The 23,516-nt window shown below is 65.7% G+C and carries 19 protein-coding genes and 1 other RNA gene; 1 reads left to right on the top strand and 19 read right to left on the bottom strand.

The genetic code is table 11. From position 1 onward, the window contains the following. Positions 1-508 precede the first annotated feature (508 nt). Together secA and HY57_RS06235 are read right to left on the bottom strand one after the other, a co-directional pair. Positions 509-3,244 carry a preprotein translocase subunit SecA gene (gene secA, locus HY57_RS06240; protein WP_019465338.1) on the bottom strand — a complete coding sequence of 912 codons (2,736 nt, stop codon included), beginning with the start codon at positions 3,242-3,244 and terminating at the stop codon, positions 509-511. A 246-nt stretch (positions 3,245-3,490) separates the two neighbouring features. Next, positions 3,491-4,420 carry a M23 family metallopeptidase gene (locus tag HY57_RS06235; RefSeq protein ID WP_019465339.1) on the bottom strand — a complete coding sequence of 310 codons (930 nt, stop codon included), beginning with the start codon at positions 4,418-4,420 and terminating at the stop codon, positions 3,491-3,493. A gap of 31 nt (positions 4,421-4,451) precedes the next feature. Between HY57_RS06235 and HY57_RS06230 the strand changes: the two genes are divergently transcribed. Next, entirely contained in the window at positions 4,452-4,934 is a 483-nt protein-coding gene (locus tag HY57_RS06230; protein ID WP_026033943.1) for a DUF721 domain-containing protein, read from the top strand. Between the two features lie 231 nt (positions 4,935-5,165). Here the strand turns inward: HY57_RS06230 and lpxC are convergent, their stop codons facing one another. The 17 genes from lpxC to rsmI form a co-directional block, all read right to left on the bottom strand. Beyond that, positions 5,166-6,080 (bottom strand): UDP-3-O-acyl-N-acetylglucosamine deacetylase, encoded by a 915-nt coding sequence (gene lpxC, locus HY57_RS06225; RefSeq protein ID WP_019465341.1) that lies wholly within the window; start codon positions 6,078-6,080, stop codon positions 5,166-5,168. A gap of 462 nt (positions 6,081-6,542) precedes the next feature. Further along, positions 6,543-7,727: a cell division protein FtsZ gene (gene ftsZ / locus HY57_RS06220; protein WP_019465342.1), complete on the bottom strand. Its 1,185-nt coding sequence runs from the start codon at positions 7,725-7,727 to the stop codon at positions 6,543-6,545. 148 nt (positions 7,728-7,875) lie between these two features. Beyond that, positions 7,876-9,108, bottom strand: a complete 1,233-nt coding sequence (gene ftsA, locus HY57_RS06215) for a cell division protein FtsA (RefSeq protein WP_019465343.1) — start codon at positions 9,106-9,108, stop codon at positions 7,876-7,878. Beyond that, positions 9,105-9,842, bottom strand: a complete 738-nt coding sequence (locus HY57_RS06210; RefSeq protein ID WP_019465344.1) for a cell division protein FtsQ/DivIB — start codon at positions 9,840-9,842, stop codon at positions 9,105-9,107. Before HY57_RS06210 ends, ftsA begins: the two co-directional genes overlap by 4 nt. Then, positions 9,839-10,774: a D-alanine--D-alanine ligase gene (locus HY57_RS06205; protein ID WP_019465345.1), complete on the bottom strand. Its 936-nt coding sequence runs from the start codon at positions 10,772-10,774 to the stop codon at positions 9,839-9,841. Before HY57_RS06205 ends, HY57_RS06210 begins: the two co-directional genes overlap by 4 nt. Next, positions 10,771-12,210, bottom strand: a complete 1,440-nt coding sequence (murC, locus tag HY57_RS06200) for a UDP-N-acetylmuramate--L-alanine ligase (protein WP_019465346.1) — start codon at positions 12,208-12,210, stop codon at positions 10,771-10,773. Before murC ends, HY57_RS06205 begins: the two co-directional genes overlap by 4 nt. Beyond that, a complete protein-coding gene (gene murG / locus HY57_RS06195; protein WP_019465347.1) occupies positions 12,207-13,280 on the bottom strand; it encodes an undecaprenyldiphospho-muramoylpentapeptide beta-N-acetylglucosaminyltransferase in 1,074 nt (357 codons plus the stop codon). Before murG ends, murC begins: the two co-directional genes overlap by 4 nt. After that, the gene (gene ftsW / locus HY57_RS06190) at positions 13,277-14,512 is read right to left on the bottom strand and encodes a putative lipid II flippase FtsW (protein WP_019465348.1); all 1,236 of its coding nucleotides are present in this window, start codon (positions 14,510-14,512) and stop codon (positions 13,277-13,279) included. The genes murG and ftsW overlap by 4 nt, the downstream gene beginning before the upstream one ends. A gap of 1 nt (position 14,513) precedes the next feature. Then, a complete protein-coding gene (gene mraY, locus HY57_RS06185) occupies positions 14,514-15,614 on the bottom strand; it encodes a phospho-N-acetylmuramoyl-pentapeptide-transferase (protein WP_019465349.1) in 1,101 nt (366 codons plus the stop codon). After that, positions 15,604-16,974: a UDP-N-acetylmuramoyl-tripeptide--D-alanyl-D-alanine ligase gene (locus tag HY57_RS06180; protein ID WP_019465350.1), complete on the bottom strand. Its 1,371-nt coding sequence runs from the start codon at positions 16,972-16,974 to the stop codon at positions 15,604-15,606. The genes mraY and HY57_RS06180 overlap by 11 nt, the downstream gene beginning before the upstream one ends. After that, positions 16,971-18,443 (bottom strand): UDP-N-acetylmuramoyl-L-alanyl-D-glutamate--2,6-diaminopimelate ligase, encoded by a 1,473-nt coding sequence (locus tag HY57_RS06175; protein ID WP_019465351.1) that lies wholly within the window; start codon positions 18,441-18,443, stop codon positions 16,971-16,973. Before HY57_RS06175 ends, HY57_RS06180 begins: the two co-directional genes overlap by 4 nt. Beyond that, on the bottom strand, positions 18,440-20,233 hold the full coding sequence (locus tag HY57_RS06170; protein WP_235186623.1) for a peptidoglycan D,D-transpeptidase FtsI family protein: 1,794 nt from the start codon (positions 20,231-20,233) through the stop codon (positions 18,440-18,442). Before HY57_RS06170 ends, HY57_RS06175 begins: the two co-directional genes overlap by 4 nt. A 14-nt stretch (positions 20,234-20,247) precedes the next feature. Further along, positions 20,248-20,520, bottom strand: coding sequence for a cell division protein FtsL (gene ftsL, locus HY57_RS06165; RefSeq protein ID WP_019465353.1), 273 nt, complete (start codon positions 20,518-20,520; stop codon positions 20,248-20,250). Next, positions 20,517-21,440 carry a 16S rRNA (cytosine(1402)-N(4))-methyltransferase RsmH gene (gene rsmH, locus HY57_RS06160; protein ID WP_019465354.1) on the bottom strand — a complete coding sequence of 308 codons (924 nt, stop codon included), beginning with the start codon at positions 21,438-21,440 and terminating at the stop codon, positions 20,517-20,519. The genes ftsL and rsmH overlap by 4 nt, the downstream gene beginning before the upstream one ends. 56 nt (positions 21,441-21,496) lie before the next feature. Further along, positions 21,497-21,943 carry a division/cell wall cluster transcriptional repressor MraZ gene (gene mraZ / locus HY57_RS06155; RefSeq protein WP_019465355.1) on the bottom strand — a complete coding sequence of 149 codons (447 nt, stop codon included), beginning with the start codon at positions 21,941-21,943 and terminating at the stop codon, positions 21,497-21,499. Between the two features lie 313 nt (positions 21,944-22,256). Beyond that, positions 22,257-22,623: RNase P RNA component class A (rnpB, locus tag HY57_RS21030), an RNA gene on the bottom strand. A 62-nt stretch (positions 22,624-22,685) separates the two neighbouring features. Further along, positions 22,686-23,513, bottom strand: a complete 828-nt coding sequence (rsmI, locus tag HY57_RS06150) for a 16S rRNA (cytidine(1402)-2'-O)-methyltransferase (protein WP_019465356.1) — start codon at positions 23,511-23,513, stop codon at positions 22,686-22,688. Between the last annotated feature and the right edge of the window lie 3 nt (positions 23,514-23,516).

Raw genomic sequence — 23,516 nt, 5'->3', positions numbered from 1 at the left:
GCTTTAAGTCCTCATCGCCATGGCGCGTTGCGAAGCGCTGGGATCTGCCCGCTGTGTAGAGGCGAAGGTCGCCAAGCAACGACCTGCCTCACGCGTTCGGGCTTATCCCCACGGAATGCTGCCAGCTCTGGCTCTTCAGGCCATTTTCTTTGGGTTACTTTTCTTTTGGGCCAGCAAAAGAAAAGTGACTCGGCCTTCGGCAGAAGGTCGAAACGCCCGCTGCGTAAGCGGCCAGATCGCGGTCACGCACGAGGCGACAACCAACCGCAAAGTCACTGGATCCCGGCCTGCGCCGGGATGACGGTGCTTATGAAGTGTTGGGGCTAGATTGCGCCCCCTCCTTGCTCCTCAAAATCCGCATCCTTCCATAGGTGCTGCGCGCCCCTCCGTAAAAACGGGGAACGCCATGGACACCCCGCATGCACACCGACCACAGTGCACAGCCCTCAGCCTCAAAACCCAAGGCGCCAAAAAAGAAACCCCGCCGAAGCGGGGTTTCTCGTATCCGTCAGGTCAACTGACCGTGGCAGTGCTTGTACTTCTTGCCGGACCCGCAAGGACACGGATCGTTGCGTCCCACGCGAGGGCCATCGTGCTCATGCGCACCCACCGGCGCCGCCATGGCGCCAGCGGCCACCGCCTCGGCATCAGCACCCAGTGCAGCCACCGGCGCACCACCGCCGCTGGCCAGCATCTGGCGCTGCAGGCGCTCGGCAAGGCGCTGCTGCTCGGCCTCCATCGCGGCGACTTCTTCCTCGCTGCGAATGCGCACGCGAGCGAGCATCTGCACCACTTCGGTCTTGATGCGATCGAGCATGCTGGAGAACAGCTCGAACGATTCGCGCTTGAACTCCTGCTTCGGCTGCTTCTGCGCATAGCCGCGCAGATAGATGCCCTGGCGCAGGTAGTCCATGCTGGCGAGGTGTTCCTTCCACGCGTTGTCTACCACGCTCAGCATGATGTGCTTTTCGAGCTGGCGCATGGTGTCGTTGCCGATCTGCTGTTCCTTCGCCTTGAACAGCTGCTCCACGCCCTCGCGCACGTGCTCGAGGACCATCTTGTCGTCGATCTCGTGCTGCTGGTCGACCCAGGCCTTGAGGTTGAGCGACAGGCCAAACTCGCCCTCCAGCTCGCGGTCGAGGCCGGCCAGATCCCACTGTTCGTCGATGCTGTCGGCCGGCACGTAGCGGTGCACCAGATTGGTGACCACGTCGTCGCGGATGTCGGCGATGGTGTCGGACACGTCATCCACCACCAGCAGCTCGTCGCGCTGGCTGTAGATCACCTTGCGCTGGTCGTTGGCGACGTCGTCGAACTCGAGCAGGTGCTTGCGGATGTCGAAGTTGTGCTGCTCGACCTTGCGCTGCGCCTTTTCGATCTGGCGACTGACCATGCGGTCTTCCAGCGCATCCTCTTCCTTCATGCCGAACATGCGCATCCAGCGGCCGACCCAGTCGCCGGCGAAGATGCGCAGCAGGTTGTCTTCCAGCGACAGGTAAAAGCGCGAGGAGCCCGGGTCGCCCTGGCGGCCGGAACGACCACGCAACTGGTTGTCGATGCGACGCGATTCGTGGCGCTCGGTGCCCACGATGTGCAGGCCGCCCGAAGAGAGCACGGTCTCGTGCAGCTTCTTCCACTCGGACTTGGCCTTGGCGCGCTCAGCGTCGGTCGCCGTTTCCGGCAACGCCGCCAGTGCCGCTTCCAGGCTGCCGCCGAGCACGATGTCGGTGCCGCGGCCGGCCATGTTGGTGGCGATGGTCACCGAGCCCGGCGCGCCGGCCTGGGCCACGATGTGCGCTTCGCGCTCGTGCTGCTTGGCGTTCAGCACCTCGTGCGGAATCTTTTCCTTGCGCAGCAGGTTCGACAGCAGCTCGGACACCTCGATGGAGGTGGTACCCACCAGCACCGGCTGGCCGCGCTTGTTGCAGTCCTTGATGTCCTCGATCACGGCGCGGTACTTGGCCTGCTGGCCGAGGAACACCATGTCCGAGTTGTCCTTGCGGATCATCGGCTTGTGGGTGGGAATCACCACCACTTCCAGGCCGTAGATCTGCTGGAATTCGTAGGCTTCCGTATCGGCTGTACCGGTCATGCCGGCCAGCTTCTTGTACATGCGGAACAGGTTCTGGAAGGTGATCGTCGCGAGCGTCTGGTTCTCGCGCTGGATCGGCACGCCTTCCTTCGCTTCCACCGCTTGGTGCAAGCCATCGGACCAGCGGCGGCCAGCCAGCGTACGGCCGGTGAACTCGTCCACGATGATCACTTCGCCGTCGCGCACGATGTAGTCGACGTCGCGGTGGTAGATGGCGTTGGCGCGCAGCGCGGCATTGAGGTGATGGACGACGGCAAGGTTCTTGGCGTCGTACAGGCCGCTTTCCGGATCGATCACGCCGGCCTGGCGCAACAGTTCGTCGGCGTGCGACATGCCCTCTTCGGACAGGTGCACCTGCTTCTGCTTCTCATCGACCCAGTAATCGCCCGCGCCGTCTTCCTTCTCCTGGCGGATCATCCTGGGGACGATCTTGTTCACCGCGAGGTACAGCTGCGGGGAATCCTCGGCCGGGCCGGAAATGATCAGCGGCGTGCGCGCTTCGTCGATCAGGATGGAGTCGACCTCGTCGACGATGGCGTAGTGCAGGCCGCGCTGGTAGCGCTGGTCCTTGCTGAGCGCCATGTTGTCGCGCAGGTAGTCGAAGCCGAATTCGTTGTTGGTGCCGTAGGTGATGTCGGCGGCGTAGGCAGCGTGCTTGTCCGCGTGATCCATGCCCGGCCACACCACGCCGGTGCTCAGGCCGAGGAAGCCGTAGAGCTTGCCCATCTGGGCCGAGTCGCGGCGAGCCAGGTAATCGTTCACGGTGACGACGTGCACGCCCTTGCCTTCCAGCGCATTGAGGTACACCGGCAGGGTACCGACCAGGGTCTTGCCCTCGCCCGTGCGCATTTCGGCAATGCGACCGGCATGGAGCACCATGCCGCCAATCAGCTGCACGTCGTAGTGGCGCATGCCCAGCACGCGCTTGGCGCCTTCGCGCACCACGGCAAAGGCTTCCGGCAGGATCTTGTCCAGCGACTCGCCCGCGGCGACGCGCTGCTTGAACTCGTCGGTCTTGGCGCGCAGCGCCTCGTCGCTCAGCTTCTCGAACTCAGGTTCCAGCGCATTGATGCGCGCGACATTCTTGGAGAGCTGGCGCAGCACGCGTTCGTTGCGGCTACCGAAAAGGCTCGTCAGGGCACGGTTGAGCATCGATCTTCCGGATCAGGATTCGTGAACCGCCTGCCGCGGCAAACCCGGGCAGGACGAAAGGATTGATGATACTAGGGTCGGCGGGCTATCCCAAACGCCGCGCCGCCGCAGGCACCGGCCAGCACCTCGACGCGACATCCCCTTTCCGGCGGACGCCGCGAACTCCCCCAATCATCGTCCCGACCATGGAGTGGCGGCGGGTTCCAGCCCTTTCAAGGGCGCCTCGGGGCGCCCTGGCTGGCCCGCTCAGCGGTGGTTCTTCACAAAGGCCAGCGGGTTGACCACCCGGCCCTTGTACCAGACCTCGAAATGAACGTGGGAGCCGGTCGAACGCCCGGTCGAGCCCGCTTCGGAGACCACGTCGCCCACATGCACACGCTGGCCCGGACGGACCTCGAGCTTGCTGTTGTGGGCATAGCGGGTCATGTAGCCATTGCCGTGGTCGATCTCGATGACCTCGCCGTAGCCGGTACGGTCGCCGGCATAGGTGACCATGCCTTCGGCCACGGCATGGACCGGGGTGCCCTTGGGCGCGGAGATGTCCAGGCCGGTGTGGTAGGCGCTGTGACCGCTGAACGGGTCCGGGCGACCACCGAAATAGGAAGAAATATAGCCCTCGACCGGCATCCCGGTGGGCTTGAGATTGGACTCAATCTTGGCATCCAGCAGCAGGCTCTGCAGCGCCGTGAGCTGCGCCTGCTGGCTGTCGAACTGGTCGGCCAGCTGGTTGATGCTGGTATCGAGGTTCTGCGGCAGCGAGTAACCGCTGTCCGTCGTGTCCTCCACACCGCCGACGGCCGGCTGCTCGTCGAAGTTGAACTCGCCATCGTCGAGCTTGCCGACCTGGGTCAGGCGCTCGCCGAGTGCGTTGAGACGGGTGGACTGCGCCTGCAGCTGGCCCAGCTTCACGGCCAGCGCATCCACGTCGCGCTGGGCGTCCTTGCGGACGCCGGCAAGCTGCTCGTTCTGCTGCTGCACCTGCTGGCGCAGCTGGCGGATTTCAGCCAGCGCCCGGTCATGCGGGCTGGCCACCACCATGGCCACCGCGCCACCAAGCGCCGCGCAGCCCAGGATCGCCGCAGCCGCTGCGCCCATCAAGCGATAGCGCAGGCGCCGGTCGGCGAGATTCCAGGTTTTCGGCACCTTTTTGGTGCGGGACACAAGTATGATTTGCATGTTGTTCTTACGTCAGAAGATGTCGGCATCCATGCAGCGCGATGATCCAAAACCCTCTCGCCGCACCGGTTCTGGACTTAAAGCCATCACCGAGTTTGGCCCCGTTGCTTCACTGGCCCGCAAGGCCCGTCAGCTGGATGCATTGGATCGCGCACTGCGCCAGACGTTACCGTCACCACTCCGCGAGCAGGTTCGTTTCGCCAACCTGCAAGACGGCCGCCTCGTTTTTCTGGCTCCCTCCTCGGCTCTGGCCGCCAGGCTGCGCCTTCTCCAGGCGCAAATCCTCTCGACCGCACGCGCCGTAGGCACGTACGCCAAGTCAGTCACCGTGAAAGTGGCCCCCCCACCACCGACAGAAATCGTGCCGGATCGGTCAAAACCGCTTTCGCCAGCCGCCGCCTCTCACCTGAGAGCCGCCGCGGCCTCAACCACAGACCCCGAATTGCGGGAACTGTTCCTCGAGTTGGCGTCCATCGCCGAAATTTCTGATTCCCGATCCGACGAAACCCGCTGACTCTGGGTTTCATTTCTTCCCAAAGCGGTACTGCCCACCCACCGATCCTTCGATCGATGCGCAGGGTTTTATACCACGCCCCCACGGACCTGACAGACCCTGATGTCATCAGTACGTGAACAGCAGCAAAGAGAAGGGGCGAGGTATATCACAAAACAAACGGCCGCGTCTTTGAGACGCGGCCGCATGTTTTGTTCAGTATTGTGAAGGACTTAGCGGATCGCGGTGCGATCAGATCGCCTGGGCCGGATGGGCGTAGGAGATCGGCGAGGTCGCCGGATCGTCCGCGAAGCTGACCTCTTCCCAGGCCGAGGCGTCGGCCATCAGGGTGCGCAGGAGCTTGTTGTTGAGCTCGTGGCCCGACTTGTGGGCGTAGTACGCACCGACCAGGCTGTGGCCCAGCAGGTAGAGATCGCCGATCGCGTCGAGGATCTTGTGCTTGACGAACTCGTCCTCGTAACGGAGGCCGTCTTCGTTGAGCACGCGGTAGTCGTCGAGCACCACGGCGTTGTCCATCGAACCGCCCAGCGCGAGGTTGTGCTCGCGAAGCATCTCGATGTCGCGCATGAAGCCGAAGGTGCGGGCGCGGCTCACTTCCTTCACGAAGGAGGTGGTCGAGAAGTCGATCTCGGCGCGCGAGGTGCGCTTGCTGATGATCGGGTGGTTGAACTCGATCGAGAAACCCACCTTGAAACCTTCGAACGGTTCAAAGCTGGCCCACTTGTCGCCTTCCTGCACCTTGATCGGCTTCTTGATGCGGATGAAGCGCTTGGCGGCATTCTGTTCTTCGATGCCCGCCGACTGCAGCAGGAACACGAAGGGACCGGCGCTGCCGTCCATGATCGGCACTTCCGGCGCGGAAAGATCCACGTAGGCGTTGTCGATGCCAAGGCCGGCCATCGCGGAAAGCAGATGCTCCACCGTCGAGACGCGTACATCGCCATTGACGAGCGTGGTCGACAGGCGCGTATCGCCGACATTGTCGGGACGCGCGTGGATTTCGACCGGCGGATTCAGATCGGTACGACGAAACACGATGCCCGTATTCGGGGCAGCGGGGCGAAGCGTCATGTACACCTTGTCGCCGGTATGCAGACCGACGCCTGTGGCGCGAATGATGTTCTTGAGCGTACGCTGCTTGATCATTTTTTTGGTACCTGTAAGGGGCAGCAGCCAAATTAGGGAACGGATGCTAACACAGTCTTAACCTGTGAAAAGGCGATCCGCGCCACACACACCGTTCACCCTTTCATACTCCTTTCATGCACGAATGAATCCCATTCGTGGGGTGATTAGCACTTTCCCAAGTACTTTCAATGACTTGACTGAAGCGCAACGCCCCGGACCGGGACGGGATCCGGTCTCGGGGCGTTCGACCAGCCTGGATTCACTTCCTGGCCGGTCATGCTCATCCGTGAAGCATGGCCCTACATCTCAAGAACGAGTGCCGGAACAGCGTCAGTCAAGCCGCCCACCGCTCCAAAACGGCGGAAGAACGGGCTCGGGCAAGGGCTCCGCCGGGGCGGATCCCATGCGCGATTCGTTACTGACAAGTGAAACCGGCTATTTGTTCAATTTTTCTTCAAATTATTTGCCCAGTCAGTCTTATCAGTCCGCCTGACGACGCAGGAAGGCCGGGATGTCCAGGTAGTCGAAGCTCGGATCGGCGCTCTTGGCCTGGGTGCTGGCCTCGACGCGGCTGGTCATCGTGGCTTCGGGCTGGGCGTAGTCGACCACTTCGTTGCCGGTGCCGGTACGCAGCACGACCGGGCGCGGACGCTGGCGCATTTCCACCTGCTGGGCCACCACCGGACGCTGCGGCTGGCGGGCCGCCACGGCACGGTTGAGGCCGGTGGCCACCACGGTGACGCGCACGTCGTCCTGCATTTCCGGATCGAGCGAGGTGCCCATGACCACGGTGGCGTCTTCGCTGGCGAAGTCGTGGATGACGCGGCCGATCTCGTCGAACTCGCGCATGGTCAGGTTCGGACCGGCCGTGACGTTCACCAGGATGCCGCAGGCGCCGTTGAGGTTGACGTCTTCCAGCAGCGGGTTGTTGATGGCGGCCTCGGCGGCGGCCTGGGCGCGATCGTCACCGCGAGCGGTGCCCGAGCCCATCATGGCCATGCCCATTTCGGACATCACGGTGCGCACGTCGGCAAAGTCGACGTTGATCAGGCCCGGGGCGGTGATCAGGTCGGCGATGCCCTGCACGGCGCCGAGCAGCACGTCGTTGGCAGCCTTGAACGCATTAAGAAGCGTCACTTCGCGGCCGAGCACCGACAGCAGCTTCTCGTTGGGCACGGTGATCAGCGAATCGACGTGCTGCGAGAGGTCTTCGATGCCCTTCATCGCCACCTGCATGCGGCGACGGCCTTCGAACGGGAACGGCTTGGTGACCACGGCCACCGTCAGGATGCCCTTCTCCTTGGCGAGCTGAGCCACGACCGGAGCCGCGCCCGTGCCGGTACCGCCGCCCATACCGGCGGTGATGAACACCATGTCGGCACCCTCGAGCATCTCTTCGATGCGCTCGCGGTCTTCCAGCGCGGCCTGGCGACCCACTTCCGGGTTGGCACCGGCGCCCAGGCCCTTGGTCACGTTGGCACCCAGCTGCAGGTGCGTACGCGAACCGCAGGTCTTCATGGCCTGCGAGTCGGTGTTGGCGACGACGAAATCGACGCCTTCGATGTTTGCATTCAGCATGTGCGCCACGGCATTGCCGCCGCCGCCGCCCACGCCGATGACCTTGATGACTGCATTTGGTGCGAGTTTTTCGATCAGTTCAAACATTTCCCGTCCTCCGTAGAGCATCGTTGTCGTTGTAACCGCGGGTGCCGACGTTCCAGTCGCCCCTTGGTGGTGGACGAACATCCATTCGTCCTGGACGGGGCCTCCTGCCCCATCCGGTTTCGCTATCTCGCGTTTCGCGAGGTACCCATCAGAAATTCTTGCTGACCCAGCCGAACAGCTTGTCGAACAGGCCACCCACGCTGCCGCCGCTCGGCCCGCTCACGCGCATGCCACTGGAGCGCGAGCCGTGCAGCAGCAGGCCCACACCGGTGGAATGCAGCGGGTTGGAGACGACCTCGCCCAGGCCGGAGACGTGCTGCGGCACGCCGATGCGCACCATCTTGTGGAAGATCTCCTCGGCCAGCTCCAGCGCGCCTTCCATGCGCGACGCGCCGCCGGTGAGCACCACGCCCGCCGCCACCAGGCTTTCGTAGCCGGAGCGGCGCAGCTCGTCCTGCACCATTTCGAAGATTTCCTCGTAGCGCGCCTGCACCGACTGCGCGAGCGACTGGCGAGCCAGGCGGCGCGGCGGGCGATCGCCCACGCTCGGCACCTGGATGGTTTCCTCGGCATGCGCCAGCTGCGCGAGCGCGCAGGCGTACTTGATCTTGATCTCTTCGGCATGCGCGGTCGGCGTGTGCACGCCGTAGGCGATGTCGTTGGTCACCTGGTCGCCACCCACCGGCAGCGACTTGGTGTAGCGGATCGAGCCCTGCGTATAGATGGAGATGTCGGTGGTGCCCGCGCCGATGTCCACCAGGCACACGCCCAGCTCGCGCTCGTCGTCGGTCAGCACGGACTTGGCGCTGGCCACGGCCGACGGCACCAGCTCGTCCACGGTGAGACCGCAGCGTTGGATGCACTTGCTGATGTTCTGCACGGCCGCGGCGGCACCGGTCACCAGGTGCACGCTCGCCTCCAGGCGCACGCCGCTCATGCCCACCGGCGAGCGGATGCCGTCCTGGCCGTCGATGCGGTATTCCTGCGACTCCTTGTAGAGCACCTTGCGGTCGGCCGGGATCGCCACCGCGCTCGCCGCTTCCAGCACCTGGTCCAGGTCGCCCGGCGTCACTTCGCGATCACGGATCGCGGCGGTGCCGTGGGAGTTCTTGGTTTCCAGGTGGCTGCCGGAGATCGAGGCGTAGACGGAGCGGATGTCGCAGCCGGCCATCAGCTCGGCCTCTTCCACGGCACGCTGGATGGAATGCACGGTCGATTCGATATCCACCACCGAACCGCGCTTCATGCCGCGCGACACGTGCGTGCCGATGCCGATCACTTCGATCGGTTCGCCGGGTTCGTACTCGCCGACGATCGCCACCACTTTCGAGGTGCCGATGTCGAGGCCGACCACTAGCTGCTTGTCGTTCTTGGTCTTCATGTGCGGGGTGAGCCTCCAGCGTTCACGGTGCTCGCCTGGGGCGGCCATCGAACGGCAAATCCATTGGTGTAACGAAGATCGGCGTAGGCGAAGCCCTCGGAGTGGCCCGCCACCAGTTGTGGATAGACATCGAGGAAACGGCGCAGGCGACGGCCCGCCTGGTCGCGATCACCGATGATGATCTGCGCGCCGCTGCTCGTGGTGAGGCTCCAGCTGCCACGCTCGGTGAGCGAGACGCCGGTGATTTTCAGTTTGGTGTTGGTGAACGCCTTCTGCGTTTCCGCGTAGAAGCTCACCACTTCCGCCAGCCGCGCATCCGGCCCGCGCAGGTCAGGCAGGTCGGTGTTGGCGGCCACGTCGGGCACATCGAACACCAGGCCCTGGCGGCTGATCAGCTGCTTCTCGTTCCAACGCGCGAACGGCTGGCGCTCGTAGATGCGCAGGATCAGCGTATCGGGCCAGCGCTTGCGCGCCTCCACCGACTCCACCCACGGCAGCGCGGCGACGGCCTTTTGCACGCCGTCCAGGTCGAGCGCGAAGAACCCCTTGCCAAGGCGCGGCATGACGACCGAACGGAGCTCGTCCTCGGTCACATGCTTGAACTCGGCTTGCACCGTCAACTGGGTTACCGGCCAACGATTGGCCGCAAACCATCCACGCAGCACGCCGACGATCGGCAGCGCCACGAGCGCGATGGCCAGAACCCAGGCAACGAGGCGGACAGTTCCCCTCACACGCCCTCCCGGAAGCTCGTTTCCAGCACGCGCCAGCACAGCGTCTGGTAGTCAATGCCCGCGACGGCGGCCGCCTTGGGCACCAGCGAATGCGAGGTCATGCCCGGCGCGGTATTCACTTCCAGCAGCCAGTTGCGGCCCTGCTTGTCGCGCATCACGTCCACGCGACCCCAGCCCGAGCAGGCCAGCGCGTCGAACGCGCGCAGGGCCAGTTCCTGCATCTCGCGCTCCGCGTCGCCGTGCAGGCCCGGGCAGATGTACTGGGTGTCCTCGGCGATGTACTTGGCGTTGTAGTCGTAGTACTCGCCCTTGGGCACGATGTTGATCGTGACCAGCACCTGGCGGTTGAGGATGCCGACGGTGTACTCGCCGCCTTCGATCAGCGTTTCCATCAGCATGTCGCCGGGATACTTCTGCGCCAGCTCGACGGCGGCATCCAGGCCGCTCTCGTCGAACACGCGCGTGACGCCCACGCTGGAACCTTCCCAGGCCGGCTTCACGATCAGCGGAAAGCCGATCTCGCGCGCGGCGGCATGCACGTCCGCGCCACGCGGCAGCGCCTTGAACGTCGGCGTGGGCAGGCCGAGGGCCTGCCACACCAGCTTGGCGCGGATCTTGTCGAGCGACAGCGCGGAGCCAAGCACGCCGGAACCGGTGAACGGGATGCCCAGCGACTGCAACGCGCCCTGCAGCTCGCCGTTCTCGCCGCCACCACCGTGCAGGATGTTGAACACGCGCGCGAAGTGACCCGCGCGCACCGCATCGAGCAGTGCCGGGATGCCGTCGATGGCATGCGCGTCGACGCCGCGCGCCCGCAGCGCGGCCAGCACGTTGCGGCCGGAATCCAGCGACACTTCGCGCTCGGCCGAACTGCCGCCCATGACCACGGCGACACGGCCAAACTGTGCGGGATCGGTAATCGTCTTGCTCACTTGTTCGTCCTCAAATGGCCTGCCTGCGCCAGCTCCACGGCCGCCGCGCCGATATCGCCAGCGCCCAGCAACAGCAACAGATCGCCGTCGCGCAGCAGCGCGGGCAGCGTGTCCTTCAATTCGCGCGGATGATCGACCAGCACCGGATCGACCTTGCCGCGTGCGCGCACGGCGCGAGCCAGTGCGCGTCCATCGGCGCCCGCGATCGGCGCCTCACCGGCGGGATAGACGTCCGTCAGCACCAGCACGTCGGCCTCGGCCAGCACGTTGGCGAAATCGTCCAGCAGGTCGCGCGTGCGGCTGTAGCGGTGCGGCTGGAAGCCGACCACGAGGCGGCGGTCCGGCCAGCCGCCACGCGCGGCGGCGAACACGGCCGCAAGTTCGCGCGGATGATGGCCGTAGTCGTCGACCAGCAATGCCGTGCCCTTGTCCAACGCAATCTCGCCACGACGATGGAAGCGGCGACCCACACCCTGGAAGTTCTGCAGGGCGTGGGCGATCGACTGGGCCTCCACGCCCAGCTGCCAGCCGATGGTGGCGGCGGCCAGCGCGTTGAGCACGTTGTGGCGGCCCGGCAGGTTGAGCTTGACGTGCAGCGCCTCGTTGCGGCCCGGCAGCCACAGGTCGAAATGCATCTCGAAACCGTGCTGCGAGAGGTTGCTCGCGCGCACGTCGGCGTCCTTGGTGTCGATGCCGTAGGTCATCACACGGCGCGTGGTGGACTTGGCGAGCTCCGCCACTTCCGGATCGTCCACGCAGAGCACGGCCAGGCCGTAGAACGGCAGGCGGTGCAGGAAGTCGCTGAAGGCCTTCTTCACCAGCGCGAAATCGCCCTGGTAATTCTCCAGGTGATCCGCATCGATGTTGGTGACCGCGGCGATCACCGGCGAGAGCATCAGGAAGGAGCCGTCCGATTCGTCCGCCTCGGCCACGATGTACTGGCCCGTGCCCAGCCGTGCATTGGCACCGGCCGCATTGAGCTGGCCACCGATCACGAAGGTCGGGTCATAGTTGGCCTCGGCCAGCACGCTGGCGGCGAGGCTGGTGGTGGTGGTCTTGCCATGCGTACCGGCGATGGCGATGCCACGACGGAAGCGCATCAACTCACCCAGCATCTCGGCGCGCGGCACCACCGGGATGCGCGCGGCGCGGGCCGCCTGCAGTTCCGGATTCTCCGCGTTGATGGCGCTGGAAGTGACGACCACGTCCGCATCACCAATGTGTTCGGCGGCGTGCCCCACGTGCACCACGATGCCCAGGCTTGCCAGGCGCTGTGCCGTCGGCGAATTGGACCGATCGGAGCCGGACACGGCGTAACCAAGGTTGTGCAGCACTTCGGCGATGCCGCTCATGCCCACGCCGCCGATGCCGATGAAATGCACGCGGCGGAAGGTGGTCATCAGGTCTTCGTGTGCGAGCAGGCGACGCGGGGTCATGCGACGACCTCCAGGCAGGCGCGCGCGATCACTTCCGCGGCATCGGTCTTGGCCAGCGTGCGCGCGGCCTCGCCCATCGCGACCAGTCGTTCGCGATCATCCAGCAACGCTTCAAGGCGCTGCGCCAACTGCTGTACGTCCAGATCCTTCTCCTGAATCAATTCGGCCGCATGCGCGGCGACCAGCGCCTCCGCATTGCGGGTCTGGTGGTCGTCCACCGCATAAGGGAACGGCACGAGCACTGCGCCGAGTCCGGCGGCGGTGAGCTCGGCAAGGGTCAGCGCACCGGCACGGCAGACGGCAAGATCCGCCCACGCGTAGGTGCCAGCCATGTCTTCGATGAAAGGCACGATCTGCGCCTCGACGCCCGCCTTGGCGTAGGCCGCGCGTGCTTCATCGATGCCGCGATTGCCGCACTGGTGCAACACTTCCGGGCGCTGTGCCGGCGACATCAGCGCGAGCGCCTGGGGCAAGGCGATGTTGAGCGCGCGCGCGCCAAGGCTGCCACCCAGCACCAGCAGGCACGGGCGGCCCGTGCGGCCCGCCATGCGCTCGCGCGGCGGCGGCAAGGCGGCAATGGCGCCACGCACCGGATTGCCCACCCACTCGGCGTTCGGCAACGTGTCGCTGAAACCGGCCAGCACGCGCTGCGCGTGGGCGGCGAGCTTGCGATTGGTGAAACCGGCGACGCGATTCTGCTCATGCACCAGCAGCGGGCGACGCGTCATGCGTGCCGCCACGCCACCGGGACCGGCCACGTAGCCGCCCATCGACAGCACGCTGCGCGGGTTGATTCTGCGCAGCGCCGACAACGAGGACAGCAGCGCGCGCGCCAGCATCAGCGGCGCCATCACGCGCGTCTTCCAACCCTTGCCACGCAGGCCAGCCACCGGCACGGTCACCAGCTCGATGCCATGGGCCGGCACGACCCGGGTCTCCATGCCGCCCTCGGCACCTAGCCACACCACCGGTACGCCTTGGGCACGCAGGGCATCGGCCACGGCGAGGCCAGGGAAGATATGGCCACCGGTGCCGCCGGCCATGATCAGCACGGGCTTGGGCGCGCTCATGCGGTCACCGCCTCGCGCGCGGGCGCGGCCGCCGCGTTCGCATCGGGCACCGCGTTGGCCGGCATGCGCGCGGCCATCTGGCGCGCATCGATGGCGCGGTTGATTTCGTAAGTGGTACGCAGCAGCACGCCAGCCATCGCGCAGGTCAGCACGATGGACGAACCGCCGTAGCTGATCAGCGGCAGGGTCAGGCCCTTGGTCGGCAGCGCGCCCAGGTTCACGCCAATGGACACCATCGCCTGCAGGCCGATCATCAGCGAGATGCCGCAGGCCACGTAGCCGGCGAAGCGCTGGCCCAGCTCCATGCCCTTGACGCCGAGATAGAGGCCACGGCCCACGGCAAGGCCGAACAGACCCATCACGAACAGGATGCCGGCAAGGCCGAACTCTTCGGAAATCACCGCAAAAATGAAGTCGGTGTGCGCTTCGGGCAGGTAGGACAGCTTCAGCACGCTGGAGCCCAGGCCCACGCCCGTCCACTCGCCACGGCCGATCGCCATCAGCGACTGCGTCAGCTGGAAGCCGTCATTGAACGGATCGGCCCACGGATCGACGAACGAAGTCAGGCGGCGCATGCGGTACGGCTCGAACTTCGCCACGAACCACAGCAGTGCCACCACGGGTAGCCCCATGCCGCCGAGGTAGACCGGCTTGGCACCGCCCATCCAGATCATGCCGATGGTCACCGCAATCATCAGCGTCGCCGAACCGAAGTCCGGCTGCGCCAGCAGCAGCACCACGAACATGCCGGCCACCATGATCGGCTTGAACAGGCCCCAGAAGCTTGTCTCTACGCTCTCGCGATGACGTACGAGATAGCTCGCCGTGTAGATGACCAGGATCAGCTTGACCGCCTCGACCGGCTGGAAACTGGTGATGCGGAAATTGAGCCAGCGGTGCGCACCGTTGAGCCGCATGCCAACGCCCGGCACAAACACCAGCAGCAGCAGAACCACCGCACCACCGAACAGCAGGTAGGCGTGCTTCTCCAGCAACTTCAGCTCGGTACGCATGGCAAAGCTGGCCAGCACGACACCCAGCGTCAGGAACAGCAGGTGGCGCTTGAGGAAGTAGAACGCACCGATGTGCTGGCTCTCGGCCACGGCGATCGAGCTGGACGCCACCATCACGACACCGACGCAGGCCAGACCGACGAGCGCGATCACCAGCAGCATGTCGAAGCTGCCGCGGGGACCCTGTCGTCGTTTGGCCTGGGTGGTGTCGAAGAGCATGTCAGCGCACCTTCAACGTGGCGAGGCCGATCAGCACCAGCACGACGCTGATGATCCAGAAGCGCACGATCACGCGCGGCTCCGGCCAGCCCTTGAGTTCGAAATGGTGATGAATGGGCGCCATGCGGAACACGCGCTTGCCCGTCATCTTGAAGCTGGCCACCTGGATCATCACCGAGGCGGTTTCCATCACGAACACGCCGCCCATCACCAGCAGCACAATCTCCTGGCGCACGATCACGGCGATGGCGGCCAGCGCGGCGCCGATGGCCAGCGCGCCGACGTCACCCATGAATACTTGCGCGGGATAGGTGTTGAACCACAGGAAGCCCAGACCCGCGCCGGACAGCGCACCACAGAAGATGGCCAGCTCGCCCGCGCCCGGAATCGACGGAATACCCAGGTACTCCGAGAACAGGCGGTTGCCCGCGAGGTAGGCGAACACGCCCAGCGCGCCGGACACCAGCACGGTCGGCATGATGGCCAGTCCATCGAGGCCATCCGTGAGGTTCACTGCGTTGGAGAAGCCCACGATCATGAAGTAGGCGACCACCACGAACAGGATGCCCAGCGGAAGCGCCACCTGCTTGAACAGCGGCACATACAAGGCCGTCTCCGCCACCGGCGCCGCGCCCACGGCCTGCGGTGCCGTGTAGTAGAGGAACAGCGCGGCGGCAAGGCCGAACACGGACTGCCAGAAATACTTCCAGCGCGAGGCGAGGCCACGGCTGTCCTTGAGCACCAGCTTCTTGTAGTCGTCGTAGAAGCCGATCACGCCGAAGGCGAGCAGCACCGCCAGCACCAGCCACACGTAGCGGTTGTGCAGATCGGTCCACAGGATGGTGGAGACGGTCACCGCGAGCAGGATCATCACGCCGCCCATGGTCGGCGTGCCGGCCTTGGACAGGTGCGTCTGCGGGCCATCCTTGCGCACCACTTGCCCGGCCTTCAGATCGGCCAGCTTCTGGATGAGCGCAGGACCAAACAGCAGCGACATCGCCAGCGCGGTGAGCGCGGCCATGATCGTGCGGAACGTGATGTACTGGAACAGGTGCAGGGCGGTGAAGTGCCGTGCCATCCAGTCTGCGAGTTCAAGCAGCATCGGATGTGCCCTCCCCTTTTCCCTTGTTGTCGCGAAGCGCGACGACGACCTGATCCATGCCGGCGGAACGCGAGCCCTTGATCAGGCACGTGACGTCGCCATGAAGTTGTTGCTTGAGTGCGGCGATGAGCGCCGCCTTGTCGGCGAAGTGCTGGCCGCGCTCGCCGAAGGCCTTGACCGCCGCGGCACCCAACGGGCCCACGGCAAGCAGACGGTCGATGCCATGCTGGCGGGCGCGCTCGCCGATGCCGGCGTGCAGCGCAGCGGCGTTCTCGCCCAGCTCCGCCATGTCACCCAGCACCAGCCAGCGCTCGCCACCGGCGAGTGCCAGCGTGTCGATGGCGGCACCGACCGAACCGGGATTGGCGTTGTAGCTGTCGTCGATCAGCGTCCAGCCGCCCGGCATGCGCTCGAACTGCAGGCGGCCAGCGACGCCCGGCACCTGCTCGAGGCCTTCCACGATGGTGTCGAGCGGCACGTTCAGCGCCAGCGCGATCGACGCGGCGGCCATCGCGTTGGCGATGTTGTGACGGCCGGCCAGCGGCAAATGCACATCCGCGTCTCCCACCGGCGTGCTCAACACGAAGTGCGAGCCATCCACGCGCTGGTCGACGATATCGGCGCCGACATCAGCCTTGTGATTCAGCGCAAAGCGCAACTGGCGACGCGAACCGGCCAGCCCCGTAAAGAAACTGGCGAACGCGTCGTCCGCATTGATGATCGCCACGCCGTCGACCGGCAAGGCCTGATACAGCGCGCCCTTGGTCTCGGCCACGCCTTCCACGCTGCCCATGCGCTCAAGATGCGCCGGCGCGATGGTATTCACGAGGCCGATATCGGGCCGCGCGATGGCGGCGAGGTAGGCGATGTCGCCCGGCTTGCCGGCACCCATCTCGAGCACGGCGTATTCGGTGTCCTGCGGCATCGCCAGCAGGGTCAGCGGCAGGCCCAGCTCGTTGTTGTAGTTGCCGGCATTGACGTGCGTGCGGCCATGACGGGACAGGATGGACGCGGTCAGCGTCTTCACCGTGGTCTTGCCATTGGAGCCGGTGATGCCGATGACGCGCACATTGCTCTGCGCGCGCACCGCGCTCGCCAGGTCGCCCAGCGCCAGCTCCGTGTCCTCCACCACCACCTGCGGCAGCGGGGAGTCGACCTTGCGTGTGACCAGGGCGGCGACGGCACCGCGTGACTGTGCGTCGGCAAGGAAGTCATGGCCATCGACGCGCTCGCCCTTGATGGCCACGAACAGATCGCCGGGCTGGATCTTGCGCGTATCGATGGCGACACCCGAGACATCCACGTCTTCGCCCACCAGGCGTCCGCGGGTCCAAAGCGCAATGGTGCTCAAGCGCATCATGCGCGACCCTCCAGAGCCTGACGCGCAACCGCCAGGTCGTCGAACGGGCGCTTGCCGTGCGCGCCTTCTTGATAAGTCTCGTGTCCCTTGCCGGCGATCAGCACGACGTCGCCAGGCTGCGCCGAGGCGAGGGCGAGGCCGATCGCCTTGGCGCGGTCACGTTCCACCATGGCCATGTCGGGCTGGCGAAGCCCGGCCACGATCTGCGCGACGATGACGTCGCCGTCCTCGCCACGCGGGTTGTCATCGGTAACGATGATGCGGTCCGCCAGGCGTTCGGCAATGGCGCCCATCTGAGGGCGCTTGCCCGCATCGCGTTCGCCGCCGCAGCCGAACACGCAGACCAACTGGCCTTCGCAGTGCGCGCGCAGTGCATTGAGCGCCTGCTCCAGCGCATCCGGCGTATGGGCGTAATCGACCACCACCAGCGGCAAGTCGGCAACACCGCCGAGGCGATTCATGCGGCCGTTGATCGGCTCCAGTGCTTCCACGGCCTCCACGATGCGCGCGAACGGTGCACCCAGCGCGCCCAGGCAGGCAATCACGGCCAGCAGGTTGGCCACGTTGAAGCGGCCGAGCAGGCGGCTGCGGATGGCATGACTGCCCCAGGGCGTGTGCAGGTCGAAGGCCAGGCCTTCGGCGGAGGTGACGATATGGGTGGCGCTCACGTCGGCATCCGCGTGGTTTTCGGCGCTGAGACGCAACGCGCGCACGCCCGACGGAAGACGTTCCGCCAACGCGCGGCCGAACGCGTCGTCCAGGTTGATCGCTGCGGCCTCCAGCGTCGGCCATGCAAACAGCCGGGCCTTCGCTTCGCCGTAGGCTTCCATGCTGCCGTGGTAGTCGAGATGGTCGCGCGTAAGGTTGGTGAACGCGGCGACATCAAACGCCACCGCCGCCACGCGGCCCTGCTCCAGCGCGTGGGAGGACACTTCCATCGCCACGTGCGTGGCGCCGCCGTCGCGGAACGAGGCCAGCAGGCCCTGCACGTTGATGGCGTCCGGCGTGGTGCGCTCGCCTTCCTGGAGCTGGCCGTGCAGACCGGCGCCCAGCGTGCCGATGGTTGCCGCACGATGGCCCAGATGTTCCAGCGCCTGCGCCAGCAGTTGCACCGTCGACGTCTTACCGTTGGTGCCGGTCACGCCGATCACCCGCAGCGACTCGGACGGACGCCCGAAGAAACGCGAGGCGATCTCGCTCACCTTGCCGTGCAGGCCATCGACCCACAGCACGGGCGCGTCGATGCCTTCCACGTGGGACGCCGGCGCCTCTGCCAGCACCACGCGCGCGCCGCGCTCGACAGCGCCGCGCGCAAAAGCGATGCCGTGCTCGCGGGTGCCGCGCAGGGCGAAGAAGGCATCACCCGGACGCACCTGGCGCGAGTCGAGCGTAAGCCCTGAAACGACGATATCGCCGACACCCGGGGTCTCGGCGATGTCCTTGAGCAGTTGGTCGAGGCGCGCGGTCATTGGGGAGCCTCGTCGACCGGTGCGTCATCCACGGTTTCGACCGTGGGCGGCTTGCTTCCTGTCAGGCCGTTCTGTCCCTGCAGGGGCCCACCGACATACCAGCGACCGATGTTGTCCGGCGGCACGTCCAACAGCCGCAGTGCGCCATCCAGGACTTTGGAGAACACCGGACCGGAAACCAGCGCGCCGTAGTAGCTGCCCTTCCTCGGGTTGTCGACGATCACCACCGCCGCCAGACGCGGGTTGGAGGCGGGCACGACGCCGGCAAAGGCGGAGCTGTAATTGCTGTTGGAATAGCCGCCGGCCGTCGCCTTGTGCGCCGTTCCGGACTTGCCGGCCACGCCATAGTTGGCAATCCAGGCGTACGGCGCACCGGTACCGCCCGGCTGTGTTACCGCCACCATCATCTGCACCAATTGGTTGGCGACCTTGGGATCGATGATCTGCTTGGCCTCGTTGTCCGAGCCTTTCACGAAGGTGGGCAGATGCATCACGCCGTTGTCGGCGATGGTTGCGTAAGCGTTGGTGAGCTGCAGCGGCGTTACGTTGAGGCCATAGCCATACGCCAGAATCGCCTTCTCCAGCATGCCCCAGCCCTTGCCCGGCTTGAGATAGCCAGACGCCTCACCAGGGAAGCCGCTGTTGGTGCTCGCGCCGAAGCCGAACGCATGATAGGTCTCATACATCAGGCCGGTGTCCAGCGTCAGCGCGACCTTGGCGGCGCCGATGTTGCTGGACTTGGCGATGATGCCGGTGGGCGACAGCATGCCGTTCGAGTGCGTGTCGCGGATGTCCTTGCGGATATAGAAGAAGTGGCCGTTGCCGGTATCGACCAGCGGCCCGGTCGGCGTGTACTTGCCGCTGGACAAGGCCGCAGCCATCAGGATCGGCTTGATGGTGGAACCGGGTTCCACCACGTCGGTCATCGCGCGGTTGCGGCGGCTGGACGGGTTGCTCCCGCGCAGCGCGTTCGGGTTGTAGGTCGGCCAGTTCACCATGGCCAGCACTTCGCCGTTGCGTACGTCGATGATCACCACCGAGCCGGAATCGGCGTCCGACTGCTGGATGGTGTTCTTCAGTTCGTTATAGGCCAGGAACTGGATGCGGCGGTCGATGCTGAGCGTGATGTCGCGACCCGGCTGCGGCGCGCGCACCAGGTCGAGATCTTCCACGACATGACCCTGGCGATCGCGGATGACGCGCTTGCGCCCTTCCTTGCCGGCCAGCCAGTCGTCGAACGCCAGCTCCAGGCCTTCCTGGCCATGGTCGTCGATATTGGTGAAGCCCAATACGTGCGCCATCACCGGGCCGGACGGATAGAAACGGCGGAACTCGCGCTGGCCATTCACGCCCGGCACGCTGAGATCGAGCACGACCTGGGCTGCATCCGGCGACATCTGGCGCTTGAGGTAGACGAACTCGCGCTCCGAACGCTGCTGCAGATACTGCTTCAGCGCTTCGGTATCCATGCCGATGGCCTTGGCCAGCGCCGGCAGCTTGTCTTCGTTGTCCAGTACCTCGGCCGGGTTCGCCCAGATCGACACCACCGGCGTGGACACCGCCAGCGGCTCGCCGTTGCGGTCGAAGATGGTGCCGCGCGACACCGCGATGGGCACTTCGCGCAGGATGCGGGCGTCCGCCTGGTTCTGGTAGAAGTCCTTGCGCACCACCTGCATGTCGAACGCACGCGCCACCAGGCCCAGCGAGGCGGCGGCAAGCACGCAGCCCACCACCAGCATGCGGCGGCGGGCACTCGGGGCCGCGGCGTGGCGGCGGGAGGGTGAGGACATGCGCGGGCGCGGCTTCATCGACGCACCAGCTGGATGTCTTGCGGCTTGGGATTGACCATGCCCAGCGCCTGACGCGCCTCGTCGTCCACGCGACGCGGCTCGGCCCAGGTGGCCTGCTCCAGCTCCAGCTTGCCGTATTCGATGTTGAGGTCGTCGCGCTGGTTCTGCAGCCGGGTCAGCTCGACGAACAGCACGCGGCTCTCATGACGCGTCCACACCACGGTGATGGCGCTGGAAAGCACCGCCGCGATCAGGATGAGCATGAAGAGGCCGCCGAGTACCTTCATGCGAGCTTCTCCGCCACGCGCAGCACCGCCGAGCGGGAGCGCGGATTGACGGACAGCTCTTGTTCCGAGGGAAACTGCGCCTTGCCGACAGCGGCGAGGCGTGCCGGCGCGGCCGCTACCGGCGGGCCGCGGCGACTGCCCTGCACGCGGCCGGAATGGTCGCGGATGAACAGCTTCACCGCGCGGTCTTCCAGCGAGTGGAAGCTGATGATGGAGAGGCGGCCGCCGACCTTGAGCAGATCGAGCGCAGCGTTGAGGCCCCGGTCGAGCGCCTCCAGTTCGCCATTCACGCGGATGCGCAGCGCCTGGAAGCTGCGGGTGGCCGGGTGCTTGCCGGGCTCGCGGCGACCGATCAGGCGCTCGATCAGCGCGGCAAGCTGGCCGGTGCGCGTGATGGGGTTTTCGGCGCGGTCTTCGACGATGGCGCGGGCGATCTTGCGGCTGAAGCGCTCCTCGCCGTAGATCCACAGCACGTCGGCGATCTCCTTCTCCGACGCATGGGCGAGGAAGTCCGCCGCGCTCTCGCCCTGGGTGGTGTCCATGCGCATGTCCAGCGGCGCATCCGCCATGAAGCTGAAACCGCGCGCGGCTTCGTCGAGCTGGGGCGAGGACACGCCAAGGTCCAGCAGGATGCCGTCGAGGCCGCCGGCGGTTTCGCTCCACTCGGCCATGCTGGAGAAGTTGGCGTGCCGGATGGACACGCGCGGGTCGCTGGCGAACTCGGTCTGCGCCGTAGCGATGGCGGTGGGGTCGCGGTCCATCAGCAACAGGCGGCCGTCCGGCCCGAGGCGCAACAGCACGGCGCGGGCGTGGCCGCCGCGTCCAAAGGTGCCATCGAGATAACGCCCGCCAGCCTGCACGGCGAGACCCTCCACTGCTTCACCCAGCATCACCGGGATGTGCACTAAACGCTCGGCCATGCCGCTCGCACTCCCGCTCCCGTCCCGTTACTCCACTGCGCCGCCACCGTTGCCGGTTACAGCTGCAGCTCCGCCATGTCGTCGGTGATCTCGTCTTCGCCGATGGTCTGGCGGATCTTGGCCAGGTGGGCTTGTTCGCTCCAAAGCTCGAACTTGTTGCCCATGCCCAGCAGAACCGCCTTCTTCTCGATGCCGGTGGTCGCGCGCTGGCTTGCCGGCAACAGGATGCGCACGGCGGAATCAGGCTCGACCACGGCCGCGGCACCCACCAGCTTCATCTGCATGTCGCGGTGGGCCGCCTTGACCTTGGAAAGTCCGTTGACCTGGTCGCGCACCTTTTCCCACTCCGCGTACGGGAACAGCCACAGGCAGCCCGACTCGAAGGGGTTGTAGGTGATCACCAGACGATTGGCGCAGGCGTCGGCCACCAACTCGCGGTACGCGGTCGGTATGGCCAGCCGGCCCTTGTCGTCAACGGTGATGGCGGTTTCGCCCTGGAACACGACCGTATGGCTCCACGAATTCCCACGATTTCACACAGGAACCCACGATAGTCTCGCCCCCTGAGACTGTCAAGGAAATTTTTCTTGTGAATCAATGAGAAAGGCGGTGATGTGGCAGTAATTCCAGCCCTTTCTGAGGAAACACCCCAAGGTGTTTGAATGGCTAGGATTTTTTGATCCGCAACCGTGCCATCCGTCACGCTTCCGGCCGCCCCTGAAGGCCCCGGACATGAATCGCCATTCATGGCCCGCCATACGCGACCGTCACCACCCTGCCCACAGGGGGCACGGCGGTGACGACCGGTCGTGAAGGAGGCGGAGTCGGCCTGTAAGCCGGGTTCTGTACGCCTTGCGGCGCGACAGTCATTCCTCTCGGCCTGGCGTCACCGCCAGGCTCCAGCAACCTACCCGGGAACAACGCGGGCCGCGTTATCGTTCCCCTATTCGGTCTTGCTCCAGGTGGGGTTTACCGTGCCATGCGGCGTTAGCCCCGCACGCGGTGCGCTCTTACCGCACCCTTTCACCCTTACCACGCGCACCCGAAGATGCCGTTCGGCGGTCTGCTCTCTGTTGCACTGGCCGTCAGCTCGCGCTGCCCAGGCGTTACCTGGCACCTTGCCCTATGGAGCCCGGACTTTCCTCGACGCGCTTGCGCGCGACGCGACTGCCCGGCCGACTCCGCCGCCCATTCTAATGGAACGCGGCGCTCAAAACCTCAGAGAATCGGTCTTTTCAGGGGCAATCAGCCCTCATAGAGCAGCTTGCGCGGCGCCCCTGTGATGGCCGCGGCCAGCTTGGCCGCCTTCGCCGGGGGCAGTTCTTCGCGCAGGATGGCGAACACGCGCCGCCCTTCCGCCTCGCGTGCATCCGCCTCTTCACCGCGTCCGGCCACGAGAATCACGCACTCGCCGCGCTGCTGGTCGGGGTCATTCGCAACACGCGTCGCCAGCTCGCCCAGCGGTTCGCCAATCACGGTTTCGAACAGCTTCGTCAGTTCGCGGGCCAGCACGCCTTCGCGCGCCTCGCCGAATACATCGCGCATGTCGGCCAGGCTTTCGGCCACGCGATGCGAGGACTCATAAAAGATAAGCGTGCGCGCGTCGCCCGCAAGTTCCTGCAAACGCGAGCGTCGCGCGGCGGCCTTGGGCGGCAAGAAACCTTCGAACACAAACCGATCGCTGGGCAGGCCGGCCACTGAAAGTGCGGCAATGGCCGCGCAGGCACCAGGCACGGGCACGCAACGGATGCCCGCCGCGCGCGCGGCGCGCACCAGGCGAAAGCCCGGGTCGCTGATCAGCGGCGTGCCCGCATCGGAAATCAGCGCTACCGATTCACCGCCCAGCAGGCGCCTGACGATGGCGTCCACCACCTCGCGCTCGTTGTGTTCATGCAGGGCCACCAGCGGCGTGCCGATGTTGTAATGCATCAGCAATGGACGGCTGTGCCGGGTGTCCTCGGCGGCGATCACCGCGACCTTACGCAACGTTTCAATAGCACGTGCGGAAAAGTCATCCCGATGACCGATCGGCGTGGCGACCACCCAAAGCAGACCAGGCTGAATTTGTGACATCTT

The sequence above is a fragment of the Dyella japonica A8 genome (genome assembly GCF_000725385.1).
In the GTDB taxonomy this organism is placed as follows: Bacteria; Pseudomonadota; Gammaproteobacteria; order Xanthomonadales; family Rhodanobacteraceae; genus Dyella; species Dyella japonica_C.
Note: the sequence above shows the minus strand (reverse complement) of the source record. Positions and strands in the feature narration are given on the sequence as shown.

Coding starts and splice junctions, on each gene's coding strand:
- ftsL (WP_019465353.1), bottom strand. CDS start 20,520: ATGAAGGTACTCGGCGGCCTCTTCATGCTCATCCTGATCGCGGCGGTG.
- murC (WP_019465346.1), bottom strand. CDS start 12,210: ATGACCCCGCGTCGCCTGCTCGCACACGAAGACCTGATGACCACCTTC.
- HY57_RS06230 (WP_026033943.1), top strand. CDS start 4,452: ATGCAGCGCGATGATCCAAAACCCTCTCGCCGCACCGGTTCTGGACTT.
- murG (WP_019465347.1), bottom strand. CDS start 13,280: ATGAGCGCGCCCAAGCCCGTGCTGATCATGGCCGGCGGCACCGGTGGC.
- mraY (WP_019465349.1), bottom strand. CDS start 15,614: ATGCTGCTTGAACTCGCAGACTGGATGGCACGGCACTTCACCGCCCTG.
- HY57_RS06170 (WP_235186623.1), bottom strand. CDS start 20,233: ATGTCCTCACCCTCCCGCCGCCACGCCGCGGCCCCGAGTGCCCGCCGC.
- secA (WP_019465338.1), bottom strand. CDS start 3,244: ATGCTCAACCGTGCCCTGACGAGCCTTTTCGGTAGCCGCAACGAACGC.
- ftsW (WP_019465348.1), bottom strand. CDS start 14,512: ATGCTCTTCGACACCACCCAGGCCAAACGACGACAGGGTCCCCGCGGC.
- ftsA (WP_019465343.1), bottom strand. CDS start 9,108: ATGAAGACCAAGAACGACAAGCAGCTAGTGGTCGGCCTCGACATCGGC.
- HY57_RS06175 (WP_019465351.1), bottom strand. CDS start 18,443: ATGACCGCGCGCCTCGACCAACTGCTCAAGGACATCGCCGAGACCCCG.
- HY57_RS06235 (WP_019465339.1), bottom strand. CDS start 4,420: ATGCAAATCATACTTGTGTCCCGCACCAAAAAGGTGCCGAAAACCTGG.
- rsmI (WP_019465356.1), bottom strand. CDS start 23,513: ATGTCACAAATTCAGCCTGGTCTGCTTTGGGTGGTCGCCACGCCGATC.
- ftsZ (WP_019465342.1), bottom strand. CDS start 7,727: ATGTTTGAACTGATCGAAAAACTCGCACCAAATGCAGTCATCAAGGTC.
- rsmH (WP_019465354.1), bottom strand. CDS start 21,440: ATGGCCGAGCGTTTAGTGCACATCCCGGTGATGCTGGGTGAAGCAGTG.
- lpxC (WP_019465341.1), bottom strand. CDS start 6,080: ATGATCAAGCAGCGTACGCTCAAGAACATCATTCGCGCCACAGGCGTC.
- HY57_RS06180 (WP_019465350.1), bottom strand. CDS start 16,974: ATGATGCGCTTGAGCACCATTGCGCTTTGGACCCGCGGACGCCTGGTG.